The sequence below is a fragment of the Helicobacter sp. CLO-3 genome (genome assembly GCF_001854545.1).
Lineage (GTDB): Bacteria > Campylobacterota > Campylobacteria > Campylobacterales > Helicobacteraceae > Helicobacter_B.
Genome location: NZ_MLQN01000023.1, coordinates 30,004 through 41,916, shown reverse-complemented (window position 1 = coordinate 41,916; position 11,913 = coordinate 30,004). Strand labels below are relative to the sequence as shown.

Annotated in this window: 10 protein-coding genes; 2 read left to right on the top strand and 8 right to left on the bottom strand. The window is 46.6% G+C overall.

Going from position 1 to position 11,913, the window contains the following annotated elements:
• From BKN38_RS10370 to BKN38_RS07020, 8 genes are all read right to left on the bottom strand, one after another.
• A partial coding sequence (locus BKN38_RS10370) for a glycosyltransferase family A protein (protein WP_143000238.1) occupies positions 1-131 on the bottom strand: 131 nt, incomplete at its 3' end.
• A gap of 100 nt (positions 132-231) precedes the next feature.
• Positions 232-2,031 carry an O-antigen polymerase gene (locus tag BKN38_RS07045; RefSeq protein WP_066457713.1) on the bottom strand — a complete coding sequence of 600 codons (1,800 nt, stop codon included), beginning with the start codon at positions 2,029-2,031 and terminating at the stop codon, positions 232-234.
• A gap of 80 nt (positions 2,032-2,111) precedes the next feature.
• On the bottom strand, positions 2,112-4,946 hold the full coding sequence (locus BKN38_RS07040; RefSeq protein ID WP_066457715.1) for a heavy metal translocating P-type ATPase: 2,835 nt from the start codon (positions 4,944-4,946) through the stop codon (positions 2,112-2,114).
• Between the two features lie 102 nt (positions 4,947-5,048).
• Positions 5,049-5,861 carry a phosphatase PAP2 family protein gene (locus tag BKN38_RS11495; RefSeq protein WP_066457717.1) on the bottom strand — a complete coding sequence of 271 codons (813 nt, stop codon included), beginning with the start codon at positions 5,859-5,861 and terminating at the stop codon, positions 5,049-5,051.
• A gap of 157 nt (positions 5,862-6,018) precedes the next feature.
• Positions 6,019-7,308 (bottom strand): Gfo/Idh/MocA family protein, encoded by a 1,290-nt coding sequence (locus tag BKN38_RS07030; RefSeq protein WP_066457720.1) that lies wholly within the window; start codon positions 7,306-7,308, stop codon positions 6,019-6,021.
• The gene (locus BKN38_RS11975) at positions 7,305-7,439 is read right to left on the bottom strand and encodes a hypothetical protein (protein WP_256325563.1); all 135 of its coding nucleotides are present in this window, start codon (positions 7,437-7,439) and stop codon (positions 7,305-7,307) included. Before BKN38_RS11975 ends, BKN38_RS07030 begins: the two co-directional genes overlap by 4 nt.
• Positions 7,414-9,051: a MiaB/RimO family radical SAM methylthiotransferase gene (locus BKN38_RS11140; protein WP_066457721.1), complete on the bottom strand. Its 1,638-nt coding sequence runs from the start codon at positions 9,049-9,051 to the stop codon at positions 7,414-7,416. The genes BKN38_RS11975 and BKN38_RS11140 overlap by 26 nt, the downstream gene beginning before the upstream one ends.
• 21 nt (positions 9,052-9,072) lie before the next feature.
• Positions 9,073-9,303: a hypothetical protein gene (locus BKN38_RS07020; protein ID WP_143000237.1), complete on the bottom strand. Its 231-nt coding sequence runs from the start codon at positions 9,301-9,303 to the stop codon at positions 9,073-9,075.
• Positions 9,304-9,375: 72 nt separating this feature from the next.
• On the opposite strand from BKN38_RS07020, the gene BKN38_RS07015 reads away from it, so the two are divergent.
• Positions 9,376-10,584: a glycosyltransferase family 10 domain-containing protein gene (locus BKN38_RS07015; protein WP_066457725.1), complete on the top strand. Its 1,209-nt coding sequence runs from the start codon at positions 9,376-9,378 to the stop codon at positions 10,582-10,584.
• 102 nt (positions 10,585-10,686) lie between these two features.
• Entirely contained in the window at positions 10,687-11,898 is a 1,212-nt protein-coding gene (locus BKN38_RS07010) for an argininosuccinate synthase (protein ID WP_066457727.1), read from the top strand.
• The last annotated feature ends 15 nt before the right edge of the window (positions 11,899-11,913 follow it).

The window sequence follows — 11,913 nt, the reverse complement described above, 5'->3', positions numbered from 1 at the left end:
ACGAGGATTATTGATATGTTTTTATATGTCTGATTGCATACAGAATCTAGACATTCTCTAAGATACTTTTCGACATTGTAGATTGGGATGATGATGGCGACTTTTGGGTTTGTGTTGGTGGGTTGGGGCATGAAAAGCTTCCTCAAATATTGTTTTTTTGCATTAAAATTGTAACATATTTTTGTCCATATTAAATAGTTTTTGTTTTAAATTTATATAGTATTTGGAAAACTATATTTTTAGTTTTGTAAGCCCAAACAAATAATCCTTGCAAGCAAGTGCCACTCCAAACATCAAAAATGTAAATGTCTGGCTCCATCGCCACAGCATGCAATCAAATAATAGTCCGACGCTAAGCGTGATGATAAAGATTTTTAGCCCTCTGTATATAATATGGGCTAGCTGATACTTGGTTTTTTGGTTACAAAATGTGCTGGCAACAGAATCCACAGAATCTATTTTTATAGATTCTGTTTGTGTAAATTTTGCATTTTTAGATTCTGCATGTGTCTCTTTCAGCACATTGCGCGCATTCTTTGGCGCAGCAAATATGCTATACACAAAAAGCACTAGTCCCAAAAACCCAATAATCCCAAGCTCAAAGATAAAAGATAAAATCTGGTTGTGTGTATGTGAGTATCCTAGATGTCTGCCGGGAAAACTTAAAATATAATTATGATTGATATGATCCCTTGAAAAAACATTTTGGATATTATATGTATATCCTAGGAATCCAAGCCCATTAGGTCGCAGTGGATTATCAAGTATAGCAAGCAAAGTTGATTTGCTCATGCCAAGCCTATTTAGCGAGCTATGCTCCCAGCGCATATTTTCATCTTGTGGAAAAGAGTAAAGGGAACATTCAAGATAACCTATGCGATAGTTAGAAATTTTATTGGAATTTAAAAAGTTATCATCAAAACTTTTAAAAATATTTAGATACTGCTTTTTGTAGATTTGTCTATAATCTTTGGTTGAGGGTTCAGAATATGCATATATTTTTTTATAGTGCTCAATCAGCGGCTCAGAATATTTATATCGCGAAGTGAGAAGCCAGTGCTTTTGTAAGGCCGTTTTGGTAAGTGCAGAAAACTTTGGCTCTGTGCGCCAATGCACCATATCATCCTGATACAAAAAACTAGGTGCGCAAAGCTCATCAAACCGCCCCATCTCCGCTGGCGCATAGCTCCAAACTAGCGAAAAATTATTCACCATTTTGTTAAAGTTAAACCGCTCATCCCACTTGGCACTAAAAATATACACCCCCACTATTAGCGCCACTGCCGCGATAGATACACCTACTAGAATCTTTATTTTATGCCTGTATGGAAAATAAATAAAAGGAATGACAAATGCCACAAATGCCGCGATAAATACCGACCTAGAACCATTAGCGACAATCCCCAAAATAGACACGACACACAGCACTGCGCCAAGCCACCAAAAGCGCCTATCCCACAGCATAGCAACAGCCATGCTAAAAGAAAGCATAAGCACCACGCTATACACCAGCGGCAGAGGGTTGTGAAAGCCTGTAGCGCGGTAATTTAACACCCCCTTTTCCAAATCCCAATATAGCAGCCAATCAAGCATCGTAGCTAAAGGCTGGATAAAAATCACAACAAGCAGCGCCACACAAAATACGACAAAAGCCTTATCATTAAGCCTTTTTAGCAGCAGATAAGCTATCAGTATAAAAAACCCATCAAATGCCAGTCGCCTTACATTTTGTATCGTCTCTAATGCGCCCATTGCAAAATAAGCAGAAACAAGCCCTGCCACTAAAACAATGCCAAAAAATATAAACACCTTTTTGATAGCGACAAACTCATCTCTATAAAAATCTTTTATAAAAAATAATAAAAAAATGCCCGAAGTGATGTATAAAATATTTATAGGAAATGCTGGTCTATGCACCAAACTATTGCCAGATAGCGGCAGCACAGCGATACTAAATAATAAAAGCGCAGCGTATAGATATAGCGCATATTGCTTTGTTTTATCGCTAATCTTTAAAAAGCTAATATTCACAAAAGCTCCTTTGTAAATTATGTAAATCCGCGTATTTTACATTAAAAGCATCTTTGTTGCGCTTATTTTTGCACTTCCCTTTATTTTCTTGCTGGTTTTCTCATCGAGTTGCCAACCACGATGAGCGAGGATACGCTCATGCTAAGTGCCGCGATGAGCGGGATGACAAAGCCAGCCAGCGCTAGCGGGATAAGCAGGGCGTTGTAAATGATGCTAAGCAGTATGTTTTGCTTGATGCGGCTGTATGTCTGCGCGGCGATTTCGAAGGCTTTTTGCACGCTTTTTAGCGTGTCATCTAGCACGACGACATCGCTTTGCGCGATCGCTATGTCGCTGCCAGCACCCATCGAGATGCCAACCTGCGCGTTTTGTATCGCTAGAATATCATTTAGCCCATCGCCTATCATCACCACGCCGCCTTTATCATGCAGCATCTCGCCAAACGCGCTAGATTCTACAGAATCTGAAATGCCAGAATCTAAACCGCCCGCGCCGTTTTTAGATTCTGTATTTCTAGAATCCGCGCTCGCACTCGCGTCACTTTTAGATTCTGCTTTAGATTCCGCCTCTTTGCGCTTTGCTTTGATAAACTCCACCTTTTGCTCTGGCAGCATATTTGCATGCCACTGCTCTATCCCAAGCGCGCGCGCCACGCTAGCCACCACACCCTCTCTATCGCCGCTTATGAGCGCGATTTGCTTATGCTGCGATTTTAGATAGTTGATGAGCGCTAGTGCGTCGCTTTTTATCGTATCTTGCAGGTAAAATACCGCCACAAGCGCCCCTCCCACACTATAGCCAAACACGCTCATGCTCTCACTATCGACATCCTCCAAATCACGCGCGCTAGAGATATCCACGCCATTATCCGCTAGAAACGCCAAGCTCCCGCCAAGCAGCCGCACGCTTTTTACCTTGCTTTTCAAATCACCGCTTAAATCGCCACCCAAACCTCTACCACGCAAACCACCTCGCGCCCCTTTATACACCGCGCTCGTCCCCCTAGAATCCACTTGCGAATGCGCCTCCAGCGCGATAGGCTCGCTAAGTGTCAGCGTCTCATATATCGCCTTTGATATGGGGTGTGCGGATAGTGAGACGAAGTTTGCTAGCAGATTCTCGCCCGCTTCATCAAGCGCGCATAAATCCTTGCGAGATACCAGCGTATGCTTGCCGCTTGTGAGCGTGCCCGTTTTGTCAAACACGACGATACTAGCGCGCGCCAAACTTTCCAAAAACCGCGCCTCTTTGAAAATAATCCCCGCCTTGTAAGCCCTCTCTATCCCCACCACGCTAGCGATAGGCGTGGCGAGTGCCAGCGCGCAAGGGCAAGATATGACGATGACAGAAATCGTGATGATAAGCGCTTGCTGTGCATCACCGCTTGCCGCCCACCAGCCACAGAATCCACACAGCGCGATAAATAGCACCACTCGCGAAAAATACTTAGAAAGCGCATTGGCTAGATTCTGGATTTTTGGGCGGTGGTTTAGGCTCTCTTCTAGGAGGTTTATGATTTTGCTCATCATCGAGCCTTCATAGCTTTGGCGCACCTCATAGGCAAAAGCAGATTCTAGCGCGATAGACCCAGATAGCAGCTCCTCGCCCCTAGATTTTGCCACAGGCATGCTTTCGCCACTGATAGATTGCATATCTAGCAGCACGCTTTGTAGCGCCACGCCATCGCAAGGCAGCATTTCACCGGGCTTCATACGCACGATGTCGCCCATTTGCAATGATTTGACTTCTTTTTGGATGATTTTGCCCTCACTCTCCACATCAACGACATTTGGCAAAATCGTATGCAGCCTATCGATGCTATCGCCCGCGGCACTTTTGGCTTTCATCTCCAAAAACTTGCCGCTAAACACAAACAAAATAATCATTGCCACTGATTCAAAATAAGTCTCACCGCTGCGCGTGATAGCCGCATAAATCGAGTAGATAAAAGTAAGGCTCGCGCCAAATGCCACGAGAAAATCCATGCCTATGTATCTGTTTTTCAGCCCATGATACGCGCCGCTGAAAAACACCCGCCCGGTAAAAAACAACACCGGCGTGGCGAGCAGGCAAGAGACGAGGTTTAGCACATCTTTCATCGACGCGCTCATACCGCGAAAATACCCCGCATACTGCGCGATTGCCACCATCATGATACTCATCGTGCAAAACACGCCCACCACAAACGCATTGAAAAACGACTTTTGCGCCTTTAGCAGCAGCTTTTCTTGTAAGCTTGGATCATAGATATGCGCGCGATAGCCGATAGATTCTATAAGCGCAAATATTTCAGAAAGCTTGATGATGCTTGGGTCAAAAATGATTTTGGCTTTGTTGTTGGTGTAGTTTATGCGCGCTTGGTGGATTCCGGGCTTGAGTCCTAGCACATTTTCATTGAGCCACACGCATGCGGCGCAGTGGATGCCCTCGATGATGGCGCTTATTTCTAGGAGTTCTGGGGCGCTGTTGTTTGGCGTGGTTTTGTTGTTTTTGCTGGCGATTTTGGCGGGTTTGGCATGCTTTTGGAGGAAGCTTGGTTCATCGAGGTAGCTTTTGGTATTTGCGCTAGTTTGGCTAGCGTTTTTGCCTGCGTCGCTGATGTCGCCGATAGGAGAGAGCACATTTTCACCCAAACGATCATAAAATCCGCCAAATCCACTATTTTGCAGCAGAAAATACACACTCTCACAGCCATTGCAGCAAAAATACAGCGCGCGCCCTTCACTATCGGCGCGCTTTGAGCGCGTGAGCTTGGAGAGTGGATAGACTAGTTGGCAGTGCGCGCATTTGGTGGGCGCATCGTTTGTGTTGCCAGTGCCGCTTATATCGCTCGCATTGCTCGTGTTTGGCGCGCTTTGCGTGGTAGTTTGCGCGTTTGGCGCGGTGTCTTGGCGTGCGCTTTGTGTTTGGCTCATTTTTTAGAATCCATATCTACTAGAATCTATTTTTATAAGAATCCATGCCCGCCAGAATCCATATTGTTAGAATCCATATTTGCAGAATCCATTTTGCAAATCCTATAAAAACGCCAGCGCAAGCAGGCTTATTTCACAAAGCATCGTTTTTGTGCTTGGCGCTTGGCCTTTTAGCTCCGGCTTTGCTGGGTGTGTTTTATCATGCGGATTTCTAGCCCTCGTCAGCAAAAAGCTTAGGAAAAACCCTAGCATCGCGCCGCAAATCACTTGCACTATGGTGTGGTTTTCAGAATGCACGCGCGAGATGCCTACAGCGCTTGCGATGAGTGCCGCGGGTATCCCAAGCCGCGCGCCATAGCGCTTTTGCAGAAAGCCTACCGCGCTAAATGATGCGGCGGTGTGACCGCTCGGGAAGGCTTCGTAGGATTCTCTGGTGGGGCGTTTGGAAAGCTGGGCGATTTTGGAGTCATCGGCGGAGAAGTGCAGGGTGTAGAAATGCAAGGAATATTTGATGAGGTGCGTGGTGGCGACTACCGCGACAAAGCCGATGACTTGCTGCTTCGCGCCGACAAAATCGCGCAGCAAAAGCGCATAGCCCAAGCTTGCTGCTGGCAAAAACTGCGCCATATCGCCAAATGTCTCAAATGCATCGCCGTATTTGTCGGCGTTTTTGCTGGAATCTATGGCGTTGCTAGATTCTAGAGATTTTGCAGAATCCACTTTTGTAGAATCTTTGCTAGAATCCGCACCAGAATCCAGCCTAGATTCTAGTGCAGATTCTGCGCGCGCGCTGTTTGCTGTATCGCCCGCTATTTTATCGCTTGCCGCCTTGTCGCTAGATTCTGCATTTGCCACATTTAGCGCGCCAAAACACAAGCCAAGCGCGATTATCAAATATCCGCATTTTTTATACATATTGCTCCTTTTTAGATTCTGGTGCTTTAGATTCTAGGATTTTGGCTAGGCCTTAGATTCTGCGCCTTATCGCCGCGCCAGCACACATCTCAAGCAGCGCCACACAATCCGCGCCAGCCAAATTTTTCGCACATTATAGTAGATTTTGCCTTAAGCGCTATTTGCTAGAGATGCGCTCCAGCGCACCCACCACGCGCAAAGTATGCTCTGTGAGCCACGCGCGCATGCGTTTTGCCTTGATTTGTGCGTAAAAATCATAAATAGATCGCTCCAGCGGCAGAATCTTTGGCAGGGTAGGGTGGCTCACTTCGCCGAGGTGGTATTGCACCATTTGCCTATATAGCGAGTCTTTGGCGACATCTTGCACGACGATCCCACAATCAAAAATCGCTAGCTTCTCACTTTTCGTCTCATCATAAATCGCTGTTTTTTTCGCGCCGCCTATCATCATCTCGCGCACTTTTATGGGCGAGAGCCAAGAGACGCTGATGTTTGCATTAATGTTTGCGCTGATGTTTGCATTGATATTTGCGCTCGCATTTTTTAGCTCCAGATGAATATCTGCTAGCGCGTCAAAGCCCTGATATTGCGTGCGCAAAGTATGATGAGAGCGCACATCCAGCCCCCAAAGATAATCCAAAATCGATAAATCATGCAGCGCCAAATCCCAAATCACATCCACGCTATTTTGGAAAAGCCCGAGGTTTATCCGCCGCGCTTGCACATACAAAACCTCGCCAAAAATCGCCAAATGCCGCTTCAGCCACTCCACCGCCGGTGCATAAAGGAAAATATGATCGCAATGCACGATAAGCCCAAGCTTGCTAGCTAGCGCGTAAAGCTCGGCGCACTCTTTGAGGCTTGTAGCCAGCGGCTTCTCGACGAAAATATGCTTGCGCGCTTGCAAGGCGCGCTTGGCAAGCGTGTAATGCGTCTGTGGCGGCGTGATGATAAACACCGCCTCCACGCACTCATCCGCTAGCAAATCCTCAAAAGTGGGGTAAATATGCAGAGCGCTTTGGTTAGGCGCGGAATCTAAAAGGGTGGATTCTGCAAAAGCGGATTCTGGCGGATTAGACTTTGTGGAGTTTGCGCGGGTTTTGGTTTTTATAGATTCTGTGCCTTCTTGTATCAAAGCTTGATAATCGCTCGCTGCGGCAAGGCATTGCGCCATATCGGTATCATACACGCCGATGATCTCAAAATCTAGCGCGGTGGATTCTGGCGTGCTTTTAGATTCTGCATTGTGCGTGGATTTTGTAAAATCAGCGCGGTTTTTAGAATCTCGCGCGCTTTTAGATTCCGCCAAATCTGCATTATCTACATCATCCGCATCGTGCCCGCCAGCACCGCGCGCTTGATAAGCTTTATACGCAAGATTTTGCTTGATAAGCGCCTTTAGGACATTGCGCCCCCAGTATCCATACCCCACAAGCGCCACTTTCACCGCGCACTCCTAGAATCCACCAAATCTGCCAAATCCACCAATTTTGGCCAAAAATCACTCACCGCGCACCCCCTAGAATCTAGACTCATCGCCATGCCCTGCCACTCACAGCGCGCGCAAGATTTTGCCAAAAAGCATGCGATTTTTATACTCGCAAATCTCCGCCTCATAAAACCCCGCGGCGAGATTCTCCACCTCGCTATCATTTATCAGTATCTCGCCGTCAATCTCTAGCCCCCAGCGCCTATCGCGCGCGCTATAGAGATACTCGCTCACGCTGCTTCTGCCCTCTACTATCACCTCTAGCTTTTGCCCTTTTAGGGCATTGTAGCGCGCTTTGTCTTGTGCTTTTAGCAGTTTGTTTAGCGCGCTTATGCGTTTGTTGGCGGTTTTGGCGGGGATTTTTTGCGCCATTTTATGCGCGCTCGTGCCTTCCTCGCTAGAAAATGCAAAAATATTGAGCCTATCAAACACCCCCTCTTGCACGAAATCATAAAGCGCGCCAAACTCTTCTTCGCTCTCCCCCGGATGCCCCACTATTATCGTGCTTCGTAAAAACGCATCGGGCGCTTGGCGCATAAGAGTTAGCATATCCCTTAGCTCCTTTTCGCCCATGCCCCGCCGCATGCGCGCTAGCATGCTATCAGCGATATGCTGGATTGGCACATCAAAATAGTTTTGCACGATGCGCGAGTGGATAATCGTCTCTATGAGCTTCGCACTCGTGGTTGTCGGGTAGAGATAGTGGATTCTGGCGTTTTGCGCGGCACCTTGGCTATCGAGCGCTTTTATCAGCGCCACGAGCCCATCTTTCACGCCAAAATCAAGCAAATACGAGCTAGAATCCTGCGCGATGAAGCTAAAGTCTCTAAAGCCGCGCTTGGCTAGATTCTCGACTTCTTTTAGCACAGAATCTATGGGGCGCGATTGTAGCTTGCCTTTGAAGCTTGGGATAGAGCAGAAGGAGCAGCGCTGGTTGCAGCCCTCGGATAGCTTGATGTAGGCGTGGATGCTGGAGTTGCTGATGATGCGCTTGGAAGTCTCATCGGCTAGGAAAACTTTGTCATGGCTTGACATGATGGCGTGGTGTTGCGCGGCGCTTGGGGTTTGCGCGCTTTGTATGGCTTGTGTAGCTCGCGTGGTGTTTTGGTTTGGCGCGTGTTTGGATTCTGGGGTAGAATCTGATATTTTGTCTGGCGCAGAATCCGCTTTGCCATAATCTATTTTGTTAGAATCTGCCTTGCTAGAATCCACTTCGCCAAAATCCGCCCCGCTCTTTTTGCCAGCCACTCCGGCAATATTTGGCATTTTTGGCGCACCCAAAGCGCCCCCAGCGCTCATTTTCGCAGAATCCACCGCGCGAAATCTTGGCGTATAAAAGCCCTTTTCTTTCAAAAGCGTATTTATTTTGTCATAATCCCTCACGCCGATGATGATGTCTATCTCTGGCATTTGCTCTTCGAGCTCTTTGGCGTAGCGCTCGCTTAGGCAGCCGCTGACTACGAGCATCGCGCCTTCTTTGCGCGTTTGCGCGGCGCGCAGGATGGTGCTGATGCTTTCTTGTTTGGCGGATTGGATGAAGCCGCAGGTGTTGATGATGATGATGTCTGCTTCGCTTGGCGCGTCTATCATCTCGCAATGCGCGAGCTCGCCCAGCATCACTTCGCTATCTACGAGGTTTTTGGTGCAGCCTAGTGAGATGAGGTGCAGCGTGGGGCGGGCGAAGGTTAGCGTGTTTTGCATTATTTGCCTTGTTTGGTGTGTTTAGTTGTTGCTTGGCGCTTTGTTTGGTGTTTGTGCTTTTTGTATCGCGTGCGCTGTTTTGCGATATTTTGGCGCAATAAATTGCGTATTGTAGCATAAGTTTGGAGTTAGGCTAGATTCTGGCAAGTAGAATCTAGATAGAATCCACGCGCCAGAATCCACGCGCCAAAATCTTTGTATCAAAACCCTCGCACCAAAATCCACGAAAATCCACCTGCACAAATTAAACAAACTTTGCTCTAAATTTCCCTATAATGCGTGCTTGAAATCGCAAAAATTTAAAATAAAGCCTAAGGATAAGCCATGAGCGAACCCAAAAAAACTATCCATTTGCGTATTGTTGATTGGTGGGATAGCGACACACAAGAAAACTTCGATAATGACTTTTTTGTTAAACTTTTGCGTAAAAAATATGATGTGATATATAGCGACGCGCCTGATTTTATATTTTTTTCAGTGTTTGGACAGGAGCATTTGAAATATGATTGCGCGCGGATTTTTTTTACTGGGGAAAATGTTAGGGCTGATTTTAATGTGGCTGATTATAGTATGGATTTTGATTTTTTGGATTTTGGCGATAGGCATTTGCGCTTGCCATTGCCATTTTTGCATTTTTCAGAAGATATGGAGTTGGCGCAAAGCAAGCATATTTGGGCTAGCCAAAGCTTAGAATCTAGGAGCAAATTTTGCGGATTTATGGCGGCAAATCCGGCAAAGCATTCGCCTAGAAATATGTTTTTTGATAAGCTTTGTCGATACAAAAAAGTAGATTCTGGTGGCAAATGGAAAAACAATATCGGCAAGCCTGTGGGCGATAGATTTGGCGATTTTGCGGCCAGCAAAAGAGAGTGGCTAAAGGGGTATAAATTTAACCTCTGCTTTGAAAACTCAAGCTATCCGGGCTATCTCACAGAGAAGCTTTTTCAGGCTTTTAGTGCTGGCTGCATCCCTATTTATTGGGGCGATACGAGTTTGCGCTGTGATTCTAGTCGCGACACCAAAGGCGGCGATTTTTTGGAGTCGTTGGATTCTAAGGACACTTTGGATTCTAGCACCATAGATTTTAGCGCCCCCCCCCCTATGAGCTTTGATAATCGCATAAATCAAGCACTGCCTGTGATTTCTCCATCATTGATAGAATACAAAATAAACCCAAAATCCTTCATCAACGCGCATGATTTTGCCACTTGGGATGATTTGATAGAAGAGATTAGGCGCATCGATAATGATGATGAGGCGTATTTGGCGATGCTAAAAGAGCCGGTGTTTTTGGATGATTTTGATGCTGTGAGATTCTATGAAAAGCGGCTGGAGCGTTTTTTTGATTATATTTTTTTGCAGACACCAGCGCTTGCCTTTCGCAGGGGTGCTAGCTCATATCAAGATACAAAATCTGATATTTTGGCGATGAAGCTAGGCAGGGCTTTTTTGCGTGCAAATACTAAGTTTCCGCGCTGGATACGATTTTATATCAAAGCAAAAAAGGTTTTGAAAGAATTTGGCTTAAAATAATCATTGGCAAGGCGCGCAAAAACACCGCAATTTAAACATTTTTTGCCTATAATGCACCTATGAATTGCCAAAATCTACAAAACCTCATCACAAGGAGCGAGAATGAAAAAGCAAGTAAAAAAGGTGGTTTTAGCCTACAGCGGCGGGCTTGATACGAGTGTGATTTTGAAATGGCTTGGCGATGCGTATGGTTGCGAGGTGGTGACTTTCACCGCGGATATCGGGCAGGGCGAGGAGGTCGAGCCAGCGCGCCAAAAGGCGCTGAAGCTCGGAATCAAGCCAGAAAATATTTTTATCGAGGATTTGAGGGAAGAGTTTGTGCGCGATTTTGTGTTTCCTATGTTTCGCGCAAACACCATTTATGAGGGCGAATACCTGCTAGGCACGAGCATTGCGCGCCCATTGATAGCTAAGCGTTTAGTAGAAATCGCCAAAAGTGTGGGTGCAGATGCAATCGCGCATGGTGCGACAGGCAAGGGAAATGACCAAGTGCGCTTTGAGCTAGGTGCGTATGCGCTAAATCCAAATATCAAAGTCATCGCTCCATGGCGTGAATGGGATCTAAACTCGCGCGAAAAACTGCTAGCCTATGCAGAATCTGCGGGGATCCCAATCGATAAAAAACCTAATCAATCGCCCTACTCAATGGATGCGAACCTTTTGCATATCAGCTATGAAGGGCAGATTCTCGAAGATCCGGCAATCGCGCCAAATGAGGATATGTGGCGCTGGAGTGTGAGCCCCAAAAACGCGCCAGATAAGGCGGAAGTCATCACGATAGAATTTAAAAACGGCGATGGCGTGGCGATAAATGGTCAAAATCTAAGCCCAGCGAAATTTTGGGAAAAGCTAAATGAACTCGGCGCGCGCAATGGTATCGGGCGGCTTGATTTGGTGGAAAATCGCTTTGTAGGGATGAAGTCGCGCGGCTGCTATGAAACGCCCGGCGGCACGATATACCTCAAGGCTCATCGCGCGATAGAATCTTTGACGCTTGATAGGGAAGCGGCGCATTTGAAAGATTCTATCATGCCAAAATACGCCGAGCTTATTTATAATGGATTTTGGTTTAGCCCCGAGCGCGAGGCACTGCAGGCGCTTATTGATAAGACGCAAGCGCGCGTGGAGGGTAGCGTGCGCCTAGAGCTTTACAAAGGCAATGTAGCTGTGCTAGGTAGAGAATCCAAAAACTCGCTGTTTAACGCGGCGTATAGCACCTTTGAAGAAGATAGCGTGTATAATCAAAAAGACGCCGAGGGCTTTATCAAACTAAATGCCCTGCGCTTCATCATCGCCGGCAAGCAAAAGCAATAGCGCGTATTTGATTCT

Coding starts and splice junctions, on each gene's coding strand:
- BKN38_RS07040 (WP_066457715.1), bottom strand. CDS start 4,946: ATGAGCCAAACACAAAGCGCACGCCAAGACACCGCGCCAAACGCGCAA.
- BKN38_RS11495 (WP_066457717.1), bottom strand. CDS start 5,861: ATGTATAAAAAATGCGGATATTTGATAATCGCGCTTGGCTTGTGTTTT.
- BKN38_RS11140 (WP_066457721.1), bottom strand. CDS start 9,051: ATGCAAAACACGCTAACCTTCGCCCGCCCCACGCTGCACCTCATCTCA.
- BKN38_RS07015 (WP_066457725.1), top strand. CDS start 9,376: ATGAGCGAACCCAAAAAAACTATCCATTTGCGTATTGTTGATTGGTGG.
- BKN38_RS07010 (WP_066457727.1), top strand. CDS start 10,687: ATGAAAAAGCAAGTAAAAAAGGTGGTTTTAGCCTACAGCGGCGGGCTT.